A 17,902-nucleotide genomic window follows, 5' to 3' on the forward strand; every position below is an offset into this window, starting at 1 on the left:
TCCCCCTTCATCTTTTCAGTGCTCTCAGCTTCCAATATAGATAGCCGAAAAATCTGCTGATTTCTTTCAAAGCCTCCTTGTCATCCTTATTGCATTTTTCATATATTTTATCCATATATTCCGTTACCACATCCGCAAGCGCTTTATTATTGGAAAAAGGTTTCTCCCAGCCATTGCCCTTGCCTTTTTTGTATTCCATAAACAGCTTAAACTCCTTGTAACAGCTGGCATTAGCAGCCATAGTGGCCAACTTTCTTATATTATTACTACCTATTTCGCTATTCTTTTGCCAGAAACTCGTATTTTTCCCCAACTCCTCTACAAAACTCAATAACATCTCGGTCATTTAACATACACCTCCAAAGTGGTAGTCAAACTTCCCAAATCCGTCATTGGTATCTTGTCCAAATCCCTCTAGAGAGTCGAAATAGTCGATAACCTTATCAAATGCAAGATGTGTCTTAAAAACTATCACGCTACCCTTCTCAACCATGTGAACTGGCTGTTCACGCTTGTCCTCTCCTACTTTTGACGTATCATACCCTCTGAAGTTAAAGACTTCTGCATACACTTTTTCTACTTGTACATCCAAATTGATGCCAAGGGCTTTTAACCACACCGCTTTGTATTGGTCGGTAGACATATATTCATTTACATCGGCAAAACCAAAATCCAATTTAACATCCGATATAAATTTGATAGCAAAATATCTGCAGCCGTCATCATTTATACCGTTGTTTCTTTTATACTGGGCATCAAATTCCCTTAATGACTGGATAACCTTACTTACATCAGGGGTATTCACTTTTTCACCTATCACCGTAACATTGCATCTGCCCAAGCCTACTGATGTGTATTTCCCAATCCTCAGTTCATCTATGATACTCAACTCCTGCGGCATCAATCCTAAAATTTGACCTTCAAAGACGTTCTCCTCATATCCCGTGTTTTGGTCTTGCAAAGTGGCTGAAACAGCTAGCAGCGAATAAAGTGAACCATCCTTTGCAGTGCCGGTATACCTGTTTATAGCCGTTCTGGTAACAAAGCTTTTGACCACGTTGTATTTTTTACCATCTTTAAACAACCCCGACACGAATTCTACTCTGCCTCTACCCCCTTCACATTTGGGGCATTTAGGCTGCTCTATAAGCCTGTCCACAAAACCGTGTTGTGGATTTGCCTTGCACATCATCAAAGTAGATGGAATGACTCTTGTGTCTTTAGGATAGAAAAATGAAATTTTTATGTCGCCCAGCTTTTGGCAAAGGGTTTTCAACTTACAATCGCTGCACCGAGGTTTGTCTTTAAAGTACACCCAGTTTTTCTTCTGTACACCGTCTACCGTGACCACTTCATCAGGGTCATAGTAATAGCAATTGTTGAGTATGTATCTAGCAAGGGCTGCCCTTATTACATTTCCGGGTATGTAATCTATGCTTTCAATGTAATTTGATACCAGTTTTATGCCACCCACTACAAAAGGTGAGATAAAATTTATCCTAACTTTCATCAAGTCACCTCCTCCAGATAAACCTTAACCCTGCCGTAGCCCCTGCTTCTACCATTGCCTACGCTGTCTATCATTTTTATAGCCAGTTCTAAGTCTTGTTTGTACCTCAAAGTATCCTCATCAAAGTATACCGTTATAGTGCCAGTAAAAACAGCAGGCTTTACCATTTCTGTAATAAACAGCGCTTCATGTTTGGCAGTTTTTTTATATCTATCAATGGCATTACCTACCTTTATAAAAACTGGGGCCTTCTTTTCCCGGCATTGGCCTTCATCCTTCGCCGTATCATTCAGCACGAAATCATCAACATAAATACGAGAGGGCTTGTATCCCTGCCCACCAAATATATTGCACACCGGGCAGTCACACATGCCATCGATATGGTTGGCCAAAGTTAATTTGTAAAAATTGCTACGTACTTTGCCTTTTATGGTACTACCGGGAATGTAAGGTTCCCCCTTAAGCCGTACTGTCCTTTTGTGTATATAGCCATCAGCCTCACCTGATGCTATATTAAAGGGCGTTTTAACCTCTATACTTACGTTGTATTTTTTAAGAAACACTGCCTTCACCCCCTCCAACGCAATCCCAAAGCATTACTATGTCTTCCCAGGGTGACACAAATGATTTGCCTTTATTGGCATTTGGGTTTTCAATAAGGCCGCTGAACCGCCTGGGGTCTATGCCGAAAATCTCTGCTATAAACTTGTTATAATCCTGTGACAGCCTGGCCATCTGATATGCATAAAAAAGCTGGAATTCGTAAGGCTTTAGCTCTCTGGCCGCATACCGGAGTTTATAAAGCTGCGAACGATTTATTCCTTCAGTACTCTTCATGCGCTTAATTACCTCTATAAACTTGGCTAACTTTAAACTGTCAGCGGGAAACAGCGCCCATCTCGACTTTGATAGGTCTACGCTTATATTGCTCTCTATTACCTCTACATCCACCGTTCCATATTTTGACATAGATTCCCTGGCCAAAGCCTTGGCACTCTTTAACTTGGCTTGGGCCACCTGAAACATACTTTGTAATGGTGTATTGTGTTTGGCTATGCAAATCCCTGCTGACATGGTAACCTCATAGTTAAAACTTTGATCAAATCCTTTTATTATCTCGCTGGTAACTTCTAGGCTGACATTGCCTGGTACGATGATAAACACGTCATCGCCGCCCAAAGCAATTGCTTCAAACCTTGTATTATCCCCCATTACTTTGCGTATAGCGCTATATACACATCGTTTGGTGGTATAATCCACCTTTCGGCTAAAATACATATTTTGAAGGGGATTACTTATGTTCATCACCACATTGCCCATGTTGTTGCCATCAGCATAAATCACAGCTACATGGCCATGACTATCCTTCAAGTCAGATATGCTGGCTACATCCCATTTAGGTGAACAACCAATAACTCTTTGATATTCTTCATAAAATATAGCTTTGTCTTTGCCAACCATATTCTTTCTCATGCACGAGGGACAAGCCGGCATCCTGCCTTCCGGCGTTACAACAATGTACTTGGCATCCCTTACATTACAAAGTCCGCACACTTCACCCAGAGAATTTGTGCGCTCAACATGAGTAAAATCTATTTTCTTACCATCTATAACGATTTCTTTCAAATCGCTGTCAGGATTGATGAGATATACCTTGGTTTTCTTCCTTTCCTCCATGCGTTCATGCAAGGTCCTCATCTTTTGACTGTAATTATTAAAAAGTTCATTGATAGTACAGGGTATAAACTCAAACGCAACCTTTGCGGTTAAAGAAACCTTAGCAAAGCATTCCTCAAGCTGCCTACATGCCTCACTGCCTTGTCCTCCGGGTAAAAGCATCAAAACGTTGCCACCACCGCAATATAAGGCGCATTCCTCTATATAACGTTGGGATAAAAACTCCCTTGTCAATTCTTCGTTCATATACTTGATTATGGTGCTGGCACCGCGAATATCCTTTATCCGGTTATTTTCTAAAAAATACTTCTTTATTTTGTAAATCGATCCTAATACCAGGTCCACTGGTACGTCACTTTCAAGTTTCGCTGGCTTTTGTGCAACAATGTCGGCTATAAACTCCTTTACCTTGTCATGCCCGCCTTCAAAAAATTGCCTGTAAAACTTTGCGGTATCAAAAGGCATGCCAGGCTTACCATACAACAGGTAATTGAGCAACACATAAAGGTGAGCTGCATCCCTGACAGACGGCCAGCATTTCCTGTCTTGACCATCGGTAAAATAATAAGGAATATCCCAGTAAACTTCCAGCAAAGTCCTAATGCCATTACCCGCACCCTTTATATTGCCTTTGAGTTCTTCCTTCAATTTTTTAAATTCCGAAAAAGAGATAGGTTTGGGGCTCAAAATATTCATCAAACCTTCAGACATTGGCACTACCTCTCCTTGTTATTTGATTTTTTGATTAAAATAACCTGTACTCCCTGAAATCTACATGCTCAAATTCTCTTTGGCTCACCACCTTGTCCCCCCGTTTTTCCTCCTTCACCACCCTATGGGTGGTGGCATATACCGGCTTTAAATTGCGTTTTATGCAGTGTGATACCACCATCATGGTAGCACCATAATCACCTTGAACCAAGACATAATCGCCTCCCCGGGCATTATCGTCGATCCAATTCAGAATATCTGCTAAGTAATCATCAAGTTTATCAAGGTCAGGTGGAATATTGCTCCATTTCTCAAGGAGTACAGGACTTAATGGAATGAATTGAGTTATCCCCAATTTCTCTCTTGCCTGAAGCTTTTGAGACTCCGTTAGGTCATGAGAGAATACCAATAGCATTTGCTTTTCGGACACGCTGGAATATATGAGTTTTTCGGCTTTCGTTAAGAATTCTTCTAGCTTCTCTTTGAATGTTGAAGACTTAACAGGATGCTTGGTCCAACCGGCATGGTTTATATCGTTGCGGATATAACACACATCATACAGCAGTTCGTAAAACTCCTTGGTAGCATTAAAATCCTTTTCAATAAACAAACTCTTAACGAGATTGACATCCGTATTATTATGTATTTTGTGAGCATATCTATTTATCTCTTCCCTTATCTCCTTATCCTTTTTGTCCAATCCGTATGTATCACAAGCAAAGCTTATGAGCCCCTCTTCTAATATGGTAAGCCCCTGCTGGTACATATTGTTTTCAAGGCACCATCTCACAGCTTCTAGCATATTTACATGCTCATCCTGTCCGAATCTGTCAAAACGATTTTTGAGCAGGTCCATTATTTGTGCCAGTGGTTTTATATGCTCATAAGCTTTAGTTTCCACAACCTCATTTATAGCTCTCTTTAGCTCCAAAGCTTTTATTGATAAATCCTGGCCCCTGCAAGCAAAAACTGCACTGCTAAACTGCATCATTGCATCCGACAATCTTCGCAACAGTCGAGGTTCTCTAAACAGAGTAGCAGCATCCACAGGCAATTCGCTTTGTGAGATATCCTCCCTTATGCGTTTTGAGAGCTTGCTGCTCTCTTCACCGGTTAACTGATTGATGATTGATGCATCACCCGTCTTAAGATAGCGTTCAACGCCTATTACCCAGTCAAATAAAACCACAAACGGGGTTAGATCAAATACGGGAGCATTGCGTTCAGATACGGGCACATCTTTTACTTTTTCTAATCCTCCCAGCACATCAAATGCACCGTAGTATACGCCTTTTATTTCGCATTTTTTGATAATCCTGGCAAAACACAGAACGATAAAGGTTAACATGGGCAAAAAGCGGAATGAATGGGTAATGTCTAGTACTATTTCATCCCCATCTTCAATGTTGGCCATAAATATATCAAACAGTTGCCACAATTCTTTTTCACTATTGCCACAAGGAATGAATATATTCTTAACACACTGTGGGTCATGCTGGAAAATTTCTTTTAGCGCTTTTTCAAGGCCAGACCTTTGTTCGTTATTTTTACTGCTATACTCATTATTGATCCAATTCTTTTTATAAGCTGCTTCGGTTGTAAAAATCAATACCGAGTCGAATCTCAATCCCTTATTGGTCAACAATCTAATAAGGGCTTCTTGAATATAACAGCAATTCTCAACTTTTTCATTGTCCAATACGTAATTGCAGGGCCAATATGCGTTTGTACCCAAAAGAGAAACAAACTTAAGCATAACTTGCCCCCTCGTTATATTATCGAATTGCTTTGGTCGTTGATTATACTATTCTTTTATCCACTGATTATGTCTTCATACAGTTTAAGTGCTTCTTTAAAGAGCTGCTCAAAAGTATTAAGTTGTTCTACGGTGTCTTGAGTGCCTCTAGCCTGGGAACCGTGTACAGCAGCATTTCGAGTGTATTCCAGCTTGTAATAAATTTCCTTTTGAGTATCGGTAAATAGAGAATAGTCGTTATCTTTAATAAACTTTCTGATACCCTCTCGCGCGTCATAATGTAAATAATCGCCAAAGCCGTATTTTCTGCCTATACCGATTATAATACCTTCATATAGCAATATAATCGCCTTTAAATATTGTTTTTTACTGAAGAAGAGTTTAGCTCTTTCCACCATTCTTCCATCCAATGTGGGACTCAACAAAGGCTTTAATTGTTTATTTAAATAACCCGCAATTGAGGCCTTATAGTCATTTCCTCCAGAAAGGCTTTGTAATTCCTTTGTTATCTGTACAAGCTGGCTACGCGGCTGCCTATTCATTTCAAGCCAGAAATAGGTTCTTTCGGTACCTTCTATACCTAAAAGGCTTAACAGGTCCACAAAATACCCTGAATTGTTAAAAGTGGCCAGACTCTCTGCCATCGAAACCAATTCTGCTATTAAATCGATTTTGAGCACAGGCACTGAATCAGCTGGTATATCGTCCACAAACTTTCCCATATCCAATGCTCCATAATATACGGTTACACCAGAAATGTTTTTTACATACTTTAGCACCATCATCGAAAAGGCTATTATGACCGGCATATGCCTGTAAGCATGGGTAATATCAAGAACGACCCTGCATCTTTCATCTGTAAATTCTTTTAATAAAGTATTTATGTATATCTCATAGTCAAGAGGGTCAACCGTTAAAAGCCTTACCCCTGGAATTTTATTGGAAAGCAAGGCCTCCCATCTATACAAAATATCATCTGAAATTCCTTTTTGTTCTTCTTCGTACACCTTTAAATACCATTCAATTAAACTATCTGCTTCTCCAGCATTTTCACCATTCATTTCTAAAGCGCTTATAAGCTCAGACCAGTTAGAGTGTCTCGTACCAAAGATCAACCATTGATTTATCTTATAACCAAGCTTTTTTAATACTTTATATAGTGCTGCACCAAAAAAAGATGTATGTACAACCTCATCGGTTTCTTTAAAATAGTAACCCGCTTTCCTATAACCGTTCTCTTCAATTTTCCCCTTTCCGATTAAAGAAATTAAAACAACATTTTCTTGTGTGCTCACAAAACATCATCCACCTTAAGACATGCAAAATACCATATTTTACATTTTTGATAATATATTTCTACATCAAACGATAAAATCCTTCTCGTTTGCCCAAAATTATTTTAAATTTAAAACTTCTTTAGCAGAAGCCTTGTCCCCTTCGAGGGTGACAGTAACCCCCCAGTAATTCCTTGAACCACCGCTTACTGTTTTATAGTTGAAAACCCAATAATCAAGGTCGTGAACAATACGATGTGCCAGCAGCAATAGGTCAATGTCCTTTTTCTCGTATGCCTTTTCAAAAGCCAATGCAAACGCTTCTAGGTCTTGTTTTAAAGTCTCGGAATCAATTTTAGCTATAATATCATAAACGCGATCAACAATGCTATTTTCACCTGCCAAATAAGAAGCGACAGTTTCCCACCCTGACCCGCTTTTATCTTTATACTTTCCAAGCTGTCCCCAACCAGTGAGGTTATTCATTATAAGATGAAGTTGGTGTACTTCCTCTTTAATGGGAGACAATTCTTGCAAATTGATATTGCTAAGTTCTTTCTGAGCTTCTTCCACCTTTTCTTCTTCAGGAGGTTTTATTCCACCCTTTTCTTCAACCAACGGCGCACCAAAGCAACTACTTAAAAATGACAGCATGACAATACAGACCATGATTGTGAAAAATCTTTTTAACCGTATCATCACGAGCCTCTCCCCTTTTTGGCATAATGTACTATGAAAATTTGCAGACTTAAGTCCGCAACTTGTCGTATGAGTTTTTCCTTTTGGGCAACATATTCATTTTAATTTTTAATACTATGAATGAGCAAAATCACAGGAATAAATTACCACTCCTCAGATTAAACATGTTATAGCTTTCATATGTGCCATGATGCTAAAAGGCTATAATGGCAAGGTTTCTGATGTATCAGAGCTTGCTTTTCACAGGCATCGGACCTGCATAGGGAAATTCCTAAGCAATAGCCCGTGGGAAGAGGAGTTGGTTTTAAAATCCCTAAAGGAACATGTTATCGATCGCATATGGAAACTATCCGAAGCCACAGGTGAGCCGATTTATGTAATTATTGACGACACTATCTGTGAAAAGACTGTGCCCTCGTCAAAGGCAAAGCAACCAACAGAGAAGTGTGGGTTTCATAAATCTCACCTTGAAAACAAGACCGTTTACGGGCATCAGCTAGTTACGGTAATGCTAAGGTGTGGCACCGTAGTTTTACCATATGCAATAGTTATATATGATAAGGCTAGAATGAGTAAAATCAAAATAGCCGAAGAAATTATTTATACCTTACCACGCCCTGTTTCTAAAGGCTTTGTCCTGTGTGATAGCTGGTACAGTTGTAAAAAACTTTTTGATGCCTCTAGGGAACGAGGATATACCTATATAGGAGCTTTAAGGACTAATAGGGTTATATATCCAAAAGGTCATGGAAGCCTTGGAATTAAAGTTCATGCTTTTGCTAAGACACTTACAGCAAAAGATGTCAGCCTAGTCAAAGCTGGTGGTCATGAATATTATATTTACACATACCAAGGCAAGCTCAATGATGTTAAGATGGCAACCATAGTTCTCAGCTGGCCTAAGAATGCCCTTTTCAATGAGAAAGCATTGAAAGCATTTATAAGTCTTGATCCTAATATAGATGCCCAAAGCTTGCTAAATCATTACGTTCACAGGTGGCCAATAGAGACATTTTTTAGAGAAAGCAAGAGGTACCTGGGGTTTGATGATTACCAGGTAAGAAGCGAGAGAAGCATAAGGAGATATTTTGTACTACTCATGCTTACCTATGTTTATTGTGAACTTGAAGTAAGCAGTGATGTACTCAATTTTTCTAAGCGACTTAAGCTCTCTCGCAAGGAGATTAAACAAAACCAAATAGCCTGGATTTATAAGCAAGCTCAGGCGGGAACCCCCTTAGATCAGATTTTCCAATTACTAAAGATTGCATAAGGGTATACTAGCTTCTTGTAATGGTAAATATTTCTAGCAAATTTGCTCATTTATAGGTATTACCTATTTGTTTCCAATTTTTGGCTTCAATCCCTTATAGGTAGGCTAAAAACTTGCGAATAAAGCGTTATAGAACCATGTTCACTTGCGCGTTTCAATCCCTTATAGGTAGGCTAAAAACGCAATTTTATCTTTTGTCGACCGGTTATGTCCATTCCGGTTTCAATCCCTTATAGGTAGGCTAAAAACTCCGCCATATCCGCCAACCTTGGCACGGTTACGGCGTTTCAATCCCTTATAGGTAGGCTAAAAACGTAGAGTCCATGGCGGAAGAGGCGAGAAAAGAACGCTAGTTTCAATCCCTTACAGGTAGGCTAAAAACATATCATCCTCGAGGGGACGTTCTCCCCCGAGGAGTAGTTTCAATTCCTTATAGGTAGGCTAAAAACTGTGTTTCACCTCCCTAATCGTAGTATGAATAAAAGGTTTCAATCCCTTATAGGTAGGCTAAAAACTGCCCGGCAGAAGAAGGAAACCATGGATTGCCCGTAGTTTCAATCCCTTATAGGTAGGCTAAAAACTGATGTTCAGACGGCACTACCTCAGGGCTACTCTCAGTTTCAATCCCTTATAGGTAGGCTAAAAACCTCAAACTCACCATCTGCTAGCATCTTGAGAATCCTAGTTTCAATCCCTTATAGGTAGGCTAAAAACAGGTTAACCCTACGGTGAGTTTCCCGCCTATATCTGCGTTTCAATCCCTTATAGGTAGGCTAAAAACTTTGCATTTCAGTATGATGCTACAGCGGTTGCAGAGTTTCAATCCCTTATAGGTAGGCTAAAAACTATACCAAACAAAATTCGACTCAACCGACAACACCCATGTTTCAATCCCTTATAGGTAGGCTAAAAACAATCTAGCAATATCATGAAATCCTGTGGTTGTTCTAGTTTCAATCCCTTATAGGTAGGCTAAAAACTCCAATTCGCAGTTCCATTTGCAAAATTACCATTTTGTTTCAATCCCTTATAGGTAGGCTAAAAACTATGGACGAGGTAAAGGCGAGCAGATAGAAGAAGGACAGTTTCAATCCCTTATAGGTAGGCTAAAAACAGGAAATAGACCCAAAGAAAATCGCAGTAAAAATCCAGTTTCAATCCCTTATAGGTAGGCTAAAAACACGCATTTAGCACTAATGGATTAGCATCTGGTATATGTTTCAATCCCTTATAGGTAGGCTAAAAACTGGGAAAATAATCCTGATTGGTCTTTGAAGGATGAGTTTCAATCCCTTATAGGTAGGCTAAAAACTGTCTGGAATGGTATAAAAACAATAGCATCTTCTGTAGTTTCAATCCCTTATAGGTAGGCTAAAAACTAATGCAGAAAGAAAAAACGAAACAGATCTTGAGAGGTTTCAATCCCTTATAGGTAGGCTAAAAACTAATCCCAGCCAGACCTACAATGCATGACAAACCCATGTTTCAATCCCTTATAAGGTAGGCTAAAAACTTTAATGATTTTCTCAAAAAAACGGGGATGAAGCATAGTTTCAATCCCTTATAGGTAGGCTAAAAACGGGCCACGGAAAGCCCAAATCGATGGAGGGCAGTAAGGTTTCAATCCCTTATAGGTAGGCTAAAAACAAGGCTAACTTGGGAAGAGTTTGTTGCTGGTGTACCGTTTCAATCCCTTATAGGTAGGCTAAAAACATGATGAAACGGAGCAGCATCTGATATTGCCAGTCAGGAGTTTCAATCCCTTATAGGTAGGCTAAAAACCCAGCACAGTCCTGCCGCAGCTGCAACATTCGCAGCTGGTTTCAATCCCTTATAGGTAGGCTAAAAACCGGAAACCAAAACAGGCCAAGCCAGAGGATTTTTTGGAGTTTCAATCCCTTATAGGTAGGCTAAAAACTACAGCTCCCACCTTCCCCGCTATTGCCATATCAAAGTTTCAATCCCTTATAGGTAGGCTAAAAACTCGAAAACTACAACACCGCCTGCTCGTTCAAGAGTAGTTTCAATCCCTTATAGGTAGGCTAAAAACCTTATTTCCGAATGAGGCGAGAACTTGTTATAACGGGTTTCAATCCCTTATAGGTAGGCTAAAAACCGATTTCGTTTATGCGCCTCAGTCAGCGCTAAATGGTTTCAATCCCTTATAGGTAGGCTAAAAACAGTTTATCGTAAGTTTCCAGCATTAGTAAAATCCTGGTTTCAATCCCTTATAGGTAGGCTAAAAACGCCAACGCTTTATATAGACCAGGAGCAAAGAAGTATATGTTTCAATCCCTTATAGGTAGGCTAAAAACCTAAACCAAATCCTCTTAAGCCTCTTCTACGATAAAAGTTTCAATCCCTTATAGGTAGGCTAAAAACGAAATTATTGCAAGCCGCAATCGAACTATAAACGAACGTTTCAATCCCTTATAGGTAGGCTAAAAACTATGTCAACTTAACACCTAAAAGAGGGCCAGCAAGGGGGTTTCAATCCCTTATAGGTAGGCTAAAAACTCGCATTCTTAATGGAAATGGGGACAGGCAAGAGTCGTTTCAATCCCTTATAGGTAGGCTAAAAACTCGGGAGAAGCCAGAACGGTGCCTTTGTCTGATGCAAGTTTCAATCCCTTATAGGTAGGCTAAAAACCGGCCGAAACCCTCACCATACCAACGACGGGGGTGTGTTTCAATCCCTTATAGGTAGGCTAAAAACCGTCTCTCATATCACATTGCAGTGCGATTTCCCCATGTTTCAATCCCTTATAGGTAGGCTAAAAACTTATTATTATTTTTTCTTATACCTATTGTTTGCTGCAGTTTCAATCCCTTATAGGTAGGCTAAAAACGTTTAATTTTAAGAGTGCTATCTCTAGCACTCTTTTTGTTTCAATCCCTTATAGGTAGGCTAAAAACTTGTATGGTCGTTTATCTTCAATAAAGTCATCGATGTTTCAATCCCTTATAGGTAGGCTAAAAACGTTTATGCCCCGGGGCGGGGCGGTTTAGCGAAGGATGTTTCAATCCCTTATAGGTAGGCTAAAAACTAGGGATAATTCAGAGTTATCTGTTTCCTTTCTTATGTTTCAATCCCTTATAGGTAGGCTAAAAACCGCTTGGTTCGACCCAACGCATGGCGAATGTTCTATGTTTCAATCCCTTATAGGTAGGCTAAAAACTGCGATTTCGTGGAGACACCTAAAAAGAGTAAAGACTTGTTTCAATCCCTTATAGGTAGGCTAAAAACTCAACTTTTACATTGAACATTTCCATGACCACAACTGTTTCAATCCCTTATAGGTAGGCTAAAAACGTTTTCGGATACTACAATTAAGTGGTTGATTGAAAAGTTTCAATCCCTTATAGGTAGGCTAAAAACAAGCGTGTCGGCTGTGGGGGATAAGCCCATCAGATCCAGTTTCAATCCCTTATAGGTAGGCTAAAAACTGGCGAGAAAACGCTTTATCACAAGCGATATGAGTATGTTTCAATCCCTTATAGGTAGGCTAAAAACGAGAGGTGTTAGCGATGGGGCGAAAGGCAAAGCCGAGTTTCAATCCCTTATAGGTAGGCTAAAAACTAATAAATTCGTTTCCTTTGGGTTTTTCCATTTCAAGTTTCAATCCCTTATAGGTAGGCTAAAAACTATGATGAACCACATCAGCAGTTCTTATTATCCCTTTGTTTCAATCCCTTATAGGTAGGCTAAAAACTAGATATTGCCAATCACTATTATGTGTTTTACTACCTGTTTCAATCCCTTATAGGTAGGCTAAAAACGAAGATATCCGTTAAAAATATCGATATTAAAGAGGGGTTTCAATCCCTTATAGGTAGGCTAAAAACAAACGTCATATTATTAAGCAGCGTATTGAAAATGGGTTTCAATCCCTTATAGGTAGGCTAAAAACACCAAGAAGTAAAACACTATCAAACGGACTTAAACTAGTTTCAATCCCTTATAGGTAGGCTAAAAACGCATATGCACAAAGTGTGTTATTTGCTGTGTATACAGTGTGTTTCAATCCCTTATAGGTAGGCTAAAAACTGCGAACAAGTCCCTGCCGAAAACAGTGCAGTAAAATGTTTCAATCCCTTATAGGTAGGCTAAAAACACAATGTAAAAAGACTTAAAAAAATGTTCCAGATAGCAGTTTCAATCCCTTATAGGTAGGCTAAAAACCTGATAAAGAGATTATTAAGAAAATGCAAGTTATATTCGTTTCAATCCCTTATAGGTAGGCTAAAAACAAAGCATATCTTACGGACTTTTCGTTGGAGGCTCCTTAGTTTCAATCCCTTATAGGTAGGCTAAAAACTATTTTTACCTTACTGAAGAAGCCGGAGGGAAGAAATGTTTCAATCCCTTATAGGTAGGCTAAAAACAAGGCAGGCTTGTCTATTGAAGATACGTTTGCAGCAGTGTTTCAATCCCTTATAGGTAGGCTAAAAACCTCTGCTACTGCGCCAGGGCAATCGCATTGTTCCAAGGTTTCAATCCCTTATAGGTAGGCTAAAAACTCAAGCGCAGGAAGAAGGGCCTAACAACCATAAAGAAGGTTTCAATCCCTTATAGGTAGGCTAAAAACTTACTAAAAGACGGTAAGGAATATGTCCTTACCGTCTGTTTCAATCCCTTATAGGTAGGCTAAAAACTCTCGGAGGCTGCCGAGGGGCGGCTTCTCTATCTTGGTTTCAATCCCTTATAGGTAGGCTAAAAACTTGATTTTGTGTTTTTCCTCATCGCTTGCAGCTACAGTTTCAATCCCTTATAGGTAGGCTAAAAACCTATTGCTACGACCACAGCTGCGAATGTTGCAGCTGGTTTCAATCCCTTATAGGTAGGCTAAAAACTATTCTGCCGGTTTTGTGATGCAAGCCTGCGGGGCGTGTTTCAATCCCTTATAGGTAGGCTAAAAACCTTGGACGAGAGACGGCTATATTACAGCAACAGAGGGGTTTCAATCCCTTATAGGTAGGCTAAAAACGACGTAACATTTTTGATGCTCTCAAACGTAGTATTTGTTTCAATCCCTTATAGGTAGGCTAAAAACGGTTACAAAGTCGAGCGGTAAGCGTTTCGCTTCGCAGGTTTCAATCCCTTATAGGTAGGCTAAAAACTGCTGCCTCCTCCGATTGCATTGCTTTGTATTTACTGGTTTCAATCCCTTATAGGTAGGCTAAAAACCGAAAATGGATTGATGCTTACCACACGGCAGGCACATAGTTTCAATCCCTTATAGGTAGGCTAAAAACGTTGAGCCGATTGAACCTATGCCACTAAAACCACACATGTTTCAATCCCTTATAGGTAGGCTAAAAACGAAGGGGAACCGCCGAAGGCCCTGGATCGCAAGAAAAACGAGTTTCAATCCCTTATAGGTAGGCTAAAAACTGGCCATGCAGGCCCACGCTTCATTAAGCGGCTAGTGTTTCAATCCCTTATAGGTAGGCTAAAAACGGTTCAATGCAGGAACGCAGAAAGACGCTCAAACAGTGTTTCAATCCCTTATAGGTAGGCTAAAAACATTATGTTCATTTCTGCTCACGCTCCATTCTTTTCAGTTTCAATCCCTTATAGGTAGGCTAAAAACACACAAAATTCATTAGTATTGCAAGGAGGCACAATTCGGTTTCAATCCCTTATAGGTAGGCTAAAAACTGCGAGGAAGAATGCAAAATCCCAAAGCCTTGCATGTGGTTTCAATCCCTTATAGGTAGGCTAAAAACATCAAAGCAAGTCTCAGTTAAGCAGGGAAAAGATTAGTTTCAATCCCTTATAGGTAGGCTAAAAACCTATCTTCTTTGGGTCTATCTCCTGCGCTGCGGCCAGTTTCAATCCCTTATAGGTAGGCTAAAAACAGATTTTTGAGTGATTTGTTTTTCTTTTCTTTTATCTCGTTTCAATCCCTTATAGGTAGGCTAAAAACGCTCGAAACAACAGAGGCAGAACTGGCACAGATGATGATGTTTCAATCCCTTATAGGTAGGCTAAAAACAGATGAATCTGGCGCAGTTATAAGCACTCGCCAACGCTAGTTTCAATCCCTTATAGGTAGGCTAAAAACGGGAGCAGGGATACATTGTATTGGTCGAAGGAGAAAGGTTTCAATCCCTTATAGGTAGGCTAAAAACTTAAGAATTGTGGTGTAACCCCCATTATCTGAGCTGCCGTTTCAATCCCTTATAGGTAGGCTAAAAACAATAATCATATTGTCTATGCCTACGTTAAATTTTGTGTTTCAATCCCTTATAGGTAGGCTAAAAACCAGTTCGCCAAGAGTAATGTTACTTCTTTCATTTGTGTTTCAATCCCTTATAGGTAGGCTAAAAACTGAAATAGACGTAACACTCCAAAGGAGGGGTTTGGAGTTTCAATCCCTTATAGGTAGGCTAAAAACCCCACCCGATGGAGGTGGAAGCATGAGCGAAGATAAAGTTTCAATCCCTTATAGGTAGGCTAAAAACGTACCATGCTCAAGCTGCAGTACAGCAAACGAGTGCCGTTTCAATCCCTTATAGGTAGGCTAAAAACGGTACCCCGCCCAGGCGCACGCCAAACGCTGGCCGGGGTTTCAATCCCTTATAGGTAGGCTAAAAACCTGGGAGAGTGCAGAAAAAGGAGGTGGTCAATACCGTGTTTCAATCCCTTATAGGTAGGCTAAAAACGCGGTATATACGGATGGTTATGATTATGAAATTATTTAGTTTCAATCCCTTATAGGTAGGCTAAAAACGTTTAGGCTATGTCAAAAATCCTTCGCCAGTGCAACGTTTCAATCCCTTATAGGTAGGCTAAAAACAAAATGCCTTGTTAGATGCTTTACTGAAAGGACCAATGTTTCAATCCCTTATAGGTAGGCTAAAAACGTTTCGTTGTTAGTCAAGTAGAGCATATTTGGGCTTGTTTCAATCCCTTATAGGTAGGCTAAAAACGATGTGGACTCCAAGCTGTTGCGTTTTCGCCTTCTTCGTTTCAATCCCTTATAGGTAGGCTAAAAACGCAAAAAGCGCTTATTGTGTATCCGTCACGCAAAATGGTTTCAATCCCTTATAGGTAGGCTAAAAACCGTTTGAGACATGCTGCTGGATACCTGCATCCGTATGTTTCAATCCCTTATAGGTAGGCTAAAAACTGAGGCCAAGATTATAGATTTTTATCTGGTGTTGATAGTTTCAATCCCTTATAGGTAGGCTAAAAACTTACTGGGCCGAGGGTTTCGGCCGTATGTGTGATATGTTTCAATCCCTTATAGGTAGGCTAAAAACCGAATATAAAGACGAATCCGGCGCTGTTGTAAGCACCAGGGTTTCAATCCCTTATAGGTAGGCTAAAAACTTTTTCATGCTTTCGCAAAAACACCAAAAACACATGCGTTTCAATCCCTTATAGGTAGGCTAAAAACTGGTCCGGGTACCCCGCCCCGACGCACGCCAAACGCGTTTCAATCCCTTATAGGTAGGCTAAAAACTTTCTCTTTAGCGACCAAACCTTCCGAAGAAAATCAGTTTCAATCCCTTATAGGTAGGCTAAAAACGCGGTGTATCCTTGCCCTGGCCTGGCTGTAATTAGCGGTTTCAATCCCTTATAGGTAGGCTAAAAACTCAAGCAATAACAAGAAAAATCTAGTATAACAGCAAGTTTCAATCCCTTATAGGTAGGCTAAAAACCACCACGCCTTGGTGTTGTCCCTGTTGCAGTTATATGGTTTCAATCCCTTATAGGTAGGCTAAAAACTGTAATGCAATAGGCGATGACGAAGCATCAGAGATTGGTTTCAATCCCTTATAGGTAGGCTAAAAACGATTTAATGAAAATGGGATATTTTATACGCAAGATGGGTTTCAATCCCTTATAGGTAGGCTAAAAACAAATTAAAAACTTTGCTACAAAAATAGAAAAAGAATAGTTTCAATCCCTTATAGGTAGGCTAAAAACTTTTTCATGCTTTCGCAAAAGCGCCAAAAACACATCCGTTTCAATCCCTTATAGGTAGGCTAAAAACACATTAAATCAGTGGACATATGAACAAGAAAATAAAGGTTTCAATCCCTTATAGGTAGGCTAAAAACAATCAACATGAGATTTCATCATTTTAAATCCCTCCATAGTTTCAATCCCTTATAGGTAGGCTAAAAACTTAAAAGCAACCCCAAAATAAAGCGGAGGTGGTAAATGTTTCAATCCCTTATAGGTAGGCTAAAAACCTTGATCTTCCAATAAAACTCATGCAAGCCTAATTGCGTTTCAATCCCTTATAGGTAGGCTAAAAACCTGTATGCAGGATACATCCTTTCGGATGTATCCATTGGTTTCAATCCCTTATAGGTAGGCTAAAAACTTTATTGGAAGATCAAGGTCGATGGTTATCCAATGTAGTTTCAATCCCTTATAGGTAGGCTAAAAACGCAACAACAAACCGATCAGGAACAGCACTAATCTTCCGGTTTCAATCCCTTATAGGTAGGCTAAAAACTACAAAAAAGGTTTATAGGGATTTTTCAGTATTTTAGTTTCAATCCCTTATAGGTAGGCTAAAAACGTATTGTTTTGATATTTTCGTTTTGTTTTTATTTATAGTTTCAATCCCTTATAGGTAGGCTAAAAACATGGATCTGGCCAAAAATTCTAAAAATGGTAGAAATGTTTCAATCCCTTATAGGTAGGCTAAAAACAGAGAATGTTCATACTTTCGGTTACTATCAAGACTTGTTTCAATCCCTTATAGGTAGGCTAAAAACAGAATATACCTGCTAAGCGATTGGGCCCACCAGTTCCAAGTTTCAATCCCTTATAGGTAGGCTAAAAACTGTAATGTGAACTTTATTGGTGACCCTGCGCTACAGGCGTTTCAATCCCTTATAGGTAGGCTAAAAACGTTTTGGTGGTAGCTGATATCGCTCAGCTACCGAAGGTTTCAATCCCTTATAGGTAGGCTAAAAACTTCATCCAGCCATTTGTTTAATGCGTCTATATCATGTTTCAATCCCTTATAGGTAGG

The 17,902-nt window shown here is 39.7% G+C and carries 8 protein-coding genes and 2 CRISPR repeat arrays (1 of these 10 only partly in view); of the genes, 1 reads left to right on the top strand and 7 read right to left on the bottom strand.

Features of this window, described 5'->3' with window-relative positions; translation table 11 throughout:
• Positions 1-7 precede the first annotated feature (7 nt).
• The 7 genes from KVG29_RS08555 to KVG29_RS08585 form a co-directional block, all read right to left on the bottom strand.
• Positions 8-346 carry a hypothetical protein gene (locus tag KVG29_RS08555; protein WP_252227860.1) on the bottom strand — a complete coding sequence of 113 codons (339 nt, stop codon included), beginning with the start codon at positions 344-346 and terminating at the stop codon, positions 8-10.
• Positions 347-1,510 carry an RAMP superfamily CRISPR-associated protein gene (locus KVG29_RS08560; RefSeq protein WP_252227861.1) on the bottom strand — a complete coding sequence of 388 codons (1,164 nt, stop codon included), beginning with the start codon at positions 1,508-1,510 and terminating at the stop codon, positions 347-349. It abuts the gene before it with no gap.
• Positions 1,510-2,073 carry an RAMP superfamily CRISPR-associated protein gene (locus KVG29_RS08565; protein ID WP_252227862.1) on the bottom strand — a complete coding sequence of 188 codons (564 nt, stop codon included), beginning with the start codon at positions 2,071-2,073 and terminating at the stop codon, positions 1,510-1,512. The genes KVG29_RS08560 and KVG29_RS08565 overlap by 1 nt, the downstream gene beginning before the upstream one ends.
• A complete protein-coding gene (locus KVG29_RS08570; protein WP_252227863.1) occupies positions 2,063-3,898 on the bottom strand; it encodes a Cas10/Cmr2 second palm domain-containing protein in 1,836 nt (611 codons plus the stop codon). Before KVG29_RS08570 ends, KVG29_RS08565 begins: the two co-directional genes overlap by 11 nt.
• A 34-nt stretch (positions 3,899-3,932) precedes the next feature.
• Positions 3,933-5,654 carry a CRISPR-associated protein Csx20 gene (csx20, locus tag KVG29_RS08575; protein ID WP_252227864.1) on the bottom strand — a complete coding sequence of 574 codons (1,722 nt, stop codon included), beginning with the start codon at positions 5,652-5,654 and terminating at the stop codon, positions 3,933-3,935.
• 56 nt (positions 5,655-5,710) lie between these two features.
• A complete protein-coding gene (gene csx2, locus KVG29_RS08580) occupies positions 5,711-6,949 on the bottom strand; it encodes a TIGR02221 family CRISPR-associated protein (RefSeq protein ID WP_252227865.1) in 1,239 nt (412 codons plus the stop codon).
• Positions 6,950-7,048: 99 nt separating this feature from the next.
• The gene (locus KVG29_RS08585) at positions 7,049-7,630 is read right to left on the bottom strand and encodes a hypothetical protein (RefSeq protein WP_252227866.1); all 582 of its coding nucleotides are present in this window, start codon (positions 7,628-7,630) and stop codon (positions 7,049-7,051) included.
• Positions 7,631-7,784: 154 nt separating this feature from the next.
• Here KVG29_RS08585 and KVG29_RS08590 point away from each other — a divergent pair, with 154 nt between their 5' ends.
• The gene (locus KVG29_RS08590) at positions 7,785-8,900 is read left to right on the top strand and encodes an IS701 family transposase (protein ID WP_338084637.1); all 1,116 of its coding nucleotides are present in this window, start codon (positions 7,785-7,787) and stop codon (positions 8,898-8,900) included.
• 83 nt (positions 8,901-8,983) lie between these two features.
• A CRISPR array of direct repeats spans positions 8,984-10,346; the repeat unit is 30 nt; unit sequence GTTTCAATCCCTTATAGGTAGGCTAAAAAC.
• Positions 10,347-10,450: 104 nt separating this feature from the next.
• Positions 10,451-17,902: direct repeats of the CRISPR family, unit length 30 nt; unit sequence GTTTCAATCCCTTATAGGTAGGCTAAAAAC (it continues 11,055 nt past the right edge of the window).

The organism is Caldicoprobacter algeriensis (genome assembly GCF_023838525.1).
Classification (GTDB): Bacteria; Bacillota; Clostridia; order Caldicoprobacterales; family Caldicoprobacteraceae; genus Caldicoprobacter; species Caldicoprobacter algeriensis.

Coding starts and splice junctions, on each gene's coding strand:
- KVG29_RS08555 (WP_252227860.1), bottom strand. CDS start 346: ATGACCGAGATGTTATTGAGTTTTGTAGAGGAGTTGGGGAAAAATACG.
- KVG29_RS08570 (WP_252227863.1), bottom strand. CDS start 3,898: ATGTCTGAAGGTTTGATGAATATTTTGAGCCCCAAACCTATCTCTTTT.
- csx20 (WP_252227864.1), bottom strand. CDS start 5,654: ATGCTTAAGTTTGTTTCTCTTTTGGGTACAAACGCATATTGGCCCTGC.
- KVG29_RS08560 (WP_252227861.1), bottom strand. CDS start 1,510: ATGAAAGTTAGGATAAATTTTATCTCACCTTTTGTAGTGGGTGGCATA.